The sequence below is a fragment of the Staphylococcus sp. HMSC056G08 genome (assembly GCF_001812305.1).
Taxonomy (GTDB): Bacteria; Bacillota; Bacilli; order Staphylococcales; family Staphylococcaceae; genus Staphylococcus; species Staphylococcus simulans.
Window position 1 is genome coordinate 1 of record NZ_KV808412.1, and the last position, 3315, is coordinate 3315.

The window sequence follows — 3315 nt, forward strand, 5'->3', positions numbered from 1 at the left end:
CGAGGCTCAACGTCAATAAAGCAATTGGAATAAAGCAATTAATGCGATGTTCCGAAAATGTTTAACAAAACTACGCCGACTATGATTAAAACTATAGATACTATAGTTATTAGATTTATTTGTTCTTTGAAAATAATTATTGAGACTACGGTTGTTAAGACTAAACCTAGTCCCGCCCAAGTTGCATAAGTTATATTTAGTGGTAGGTGTTGCATTGTTTTACTTAAAAAATAGAAACAAATTCCAAATGAAATTATTGTTCCTAAGGATGGTATAAATTTTGAAAAGCCTTCTGAAGATTTAAGAAATGCACTTCCAATAACTTCAGTACTTATGGATATTATTAAATAAATATAAGGCATTTTTAACTCCTTTTAATTTTCGCATTTTATTTAATTTTATCTAAGTATTTTTCATTTGCAACTATCCTTTTATTTTTTATTTGTATCAGTATCAATTTTACAGTAAACATGCATTTATGCCGAGAAAACTTTTGTCGGGAAAAGAGCCACAAGTTAAACTAGTGCAAGGGGTTGTGTAGGCACAACCCCTAAGCACGTAGTGAACGTGGCTCCGTAGGTTCACGACAAAAGGAAATTGGAATAAAAAAAGAACAGCGTAGCAGATATGCTATACTGTTCCTAAGAAAAAAATATCCAAGTGGAGCGCCAACTCCAAAAAGGAAGGTAAACTAGTTTTGGAAGAACTAGTTACCAAAGAGTTTTTTATATTTAACTGTAGTTATATTATAACATGTCAGGAATATAATCAAACTCTAAACTCCTTTTTGAGTTATCCATTTGGATAATCGAAAGGGAGTATTTTTATGAAAAACAACGAGATAAACAATTTTGGGTTAACCGGACTATCTAATAGCCGGTTAAGTGTTACATCCGTGACACAAAATGAAAAAATTTCGGTGGTATTCGATAGAATCACGGTTGTAGGTTATCTTATCGAGGGTCGAGAAAGACAGTTAAAAAACTATGTTGAGAGAGATCCTAGAATAAATTTACGTGATACTGGTTTTGATAAGTTTAAAGCTCATGCTTTGGATAATAAAGTGTATGTTGAATATGACAGACGACTTGCTAAACAATTGAATCGTAGTGAAATCAGAGTTGAATTTAATCCCAGCAAGTTATCCGACGAAGAGAAAGATTTTATTCAATTTGTATTTTTAGATAATATGCGTGGTAAAGAATTTTCAAGAATAGACTTAGCATTTGATTTACCAATCAACTTAGCTGATTTTTATATCATGTCAGATAAATCATTAAAGAAAACAATTTTTTATGGACGAAATGATAAACCAGAAACAAAGTACTTTGGTGTTCGAGATAGTGAACGTTATATCAGAATTTATAATAAAAAATTGCAACTAAGTGAAGTTGATAAAAAAGAAATCGAAGATGAGTATTTATGGAGAATAGAATTTGAACTAAAAAGATCGATGACACAAAAATGGGATAAATGTTTTGATGATTTACAAATAATAAAACCTAAATGGAAAACAGTAGAGAATCAACAGAAAAGAGCAATGGTTTATATGCTTTTAAACGAATTAGATGAATGGTCTAATTTACAAAGAAGAACAAAATACAGATATAAAAAACTTCTTAACGAAATATCAGACGAAGATATTTCTGATGTTTTGCGAGAAACTTTAAATAATAATCATGAAAAGTTACGAGCAGAATTAGAAAATTATATAGCTATATCACATCATGACAAGCTATATAATTTTGACTTAGGGTAGCTCTTGCTACCCTTTTTTTCTGAAAGAAAAAACATGGTTTTAGCCGTCTGCAAGACCACACGGTTTAATGACTTATGGAGGCGAACGCCATAATAAGTCTAGTGTGTTAAACTTTAATTAACATAAACTAATATCTTATTGATTGGTGGGGTTGTATGTCGTATTCAATTTTGAGAGTTTCGAGAGTTAAAAGTAGTGTAAATACAAGAGGATTACAAAGACATAATCAAAGAGAGAATGAGAATTATAACAATAAAGATATTAACCATGAAGAAACATATAAAAACTACGATTTAATTAATCAACAAAATATAGATTATAATCAAAAAATCGAAGAACTAATTCAAGAAAACTACACTCAAAAAAGAAAGATTCGAAAAGATGCTGTTAAACATGTTGATGGATTAATCACAAGTGATGAATCCTTTTTTAAAGAATTGAGCGAAGAAGATACTAAACAATTCTTTAAAGATAGTCTGTCGTTCTTAGAAGAACGATACGGAAGAGAGAATATGTTGTACGCAACAGTTCATTTAGACGAAAGAACACCACATATGCATTTCGGTTTTGTACCTATCACTGATGACGGTCGTTTATCTGCAAAACAAATGCTAGGAAATAAAAAGAATATGACTGAACTTCAAGATGACTTTAATGAGTTTGTAAATACTCGTGGATATGAATTAAAGCGTGGTACGTCTAAAACTGTTAGTGAAAAAGAACATATCGCAATGGATCAGTTTAAAAAGGAAACTGACTTATATCAAAAAGAACTTAAGAAAACGAAAAAAGAAACAAGAAATTATGACGAGAAACTAAAACAAACGAAAGAAGATTTAAAATCTCTTGAGAAGCGTTTAGAAGCTCATAGAAACGTTTTAAAAGATTCTGATGACTTAGAGTACATTGAGCATAAAAATGAGATTAAAAAGGTTTCTAAAGGCTTATTTTCAAGTGAAGATATAGAAACTGGTAATAAAATCATATCTTCATCTGAATTTAATCGACTTCAAGAAACTGTGAGTTCAGCACGAGCGATTTTAGATGATTATGAATCACTAAGAGATAAGAGTTTAGAAGAACAAAATGCACAACTTAGAGATGAGAGTTACAGCTTTTTAGAAAAGAATCAGAAATTAACAAAAGAAAACGATAAATTAAAAAGTGAGAACATAGAATTAAAGAGTGAGAATGAAGAACTGAAAAACTTTAGACAAAAAGCCGTAAACGTCTATCATATGGTTCAAAAGGCGTTTCCGAACTTTGAAAAAGGATTTAATAAATATAAAGATGCTGCACAAAAAATTGCTGATAAATCTTTTGCTAATAACAATTTAAGAACTGCAAAAGTTATGCAAGATACAGTAAATTTTATGCAAGATGTTCAAGATAGAGTAAATCAAAACCAATCAGAAATGACAGAAGATGGATTTGTTAAAGAGAATGTAGCAAAACAAAAACAAAGTGATTTAGATCTTTAAGCTTCAGACAAGTTTTTATGCCGAGAAAATTTATTGTGCGTTGAGAAGAACCCTTAACTAAACTTGCAGACGAAT

General features: G+C 30.3%; 3 protein-coding genes. 2 read left to right on the top strand and 1 reads right to left on the bottom strand.

Annotated features, from left to right (window positions below; translation table 11 throughout):
- Positions 1–38 precede the first annotated feature (38 nt).
- The gene (gene qacC / locus HMPREF2846_RS00005) at positions 39–362 is read right to left on the bottom strand and encodes a quaternary ammonium compound efflux SMR transporter QacC (RefSeq protein WP_070625107.1); all 324 of its coding nucleotides are present in this window, start codon (positions 360–362) and stop codon (positions 39–41) included.
- Between the two features lie 464 nt (positions 363–826).
- Here qacC and HMPREF2846_RS00010 point away from each other — a divergent pair, with 464 nt between their 5' ends.
- Positions 827–1759 carry a hypothetical protein gene (locus HMPREF2846_RS00010; protein ID WP_070625109.1) on the top strand — a complete coding sequence of 311 codons (933 nt, stop codon included), beginning with the start codon at positions 827–829 and terminating at the stop codon, positions 1757–1759.
- Positions 1760–1914: 155 nt separating this feature from the next.
- Complete coding sequence (gene mobV / locus HMPREF2846_RS00015; RefSeq protein ID WP_070625111.1) at positions 1915–3240, top strand: MobV family relaxase; 1326 nt, start codon at positions 1915–1917, stop codon at positions 3238–3240.
- Positions 3241–3315 lie beyond the last annotated feature (75 nt).

What these genes read in the sequence shown, in the direction of transcription:
- qacC (WP_070625107.1), bottom strand. Translation starts at nt 362, where the DNA reads ATGCCTTATATTTATTTAATAATATCCATAAGTACTGAAGTTATTGGA.
- HMPREF2846_RS00010 (WP_070625109.1), top strand. Translation starts at nt 827, where the DNA reads ATGAAAAACAACGAGATAAACAATTTTGGGTTAACCGGACTATCTAAT.
- mobV (WP_070625111.1), top strand. Translation starts at nt 1,915, where the DNA reads ATGTCGTATTCAATTTTGAGAGTTTCGAGAGTTAAAAGTAGTGTAAAT.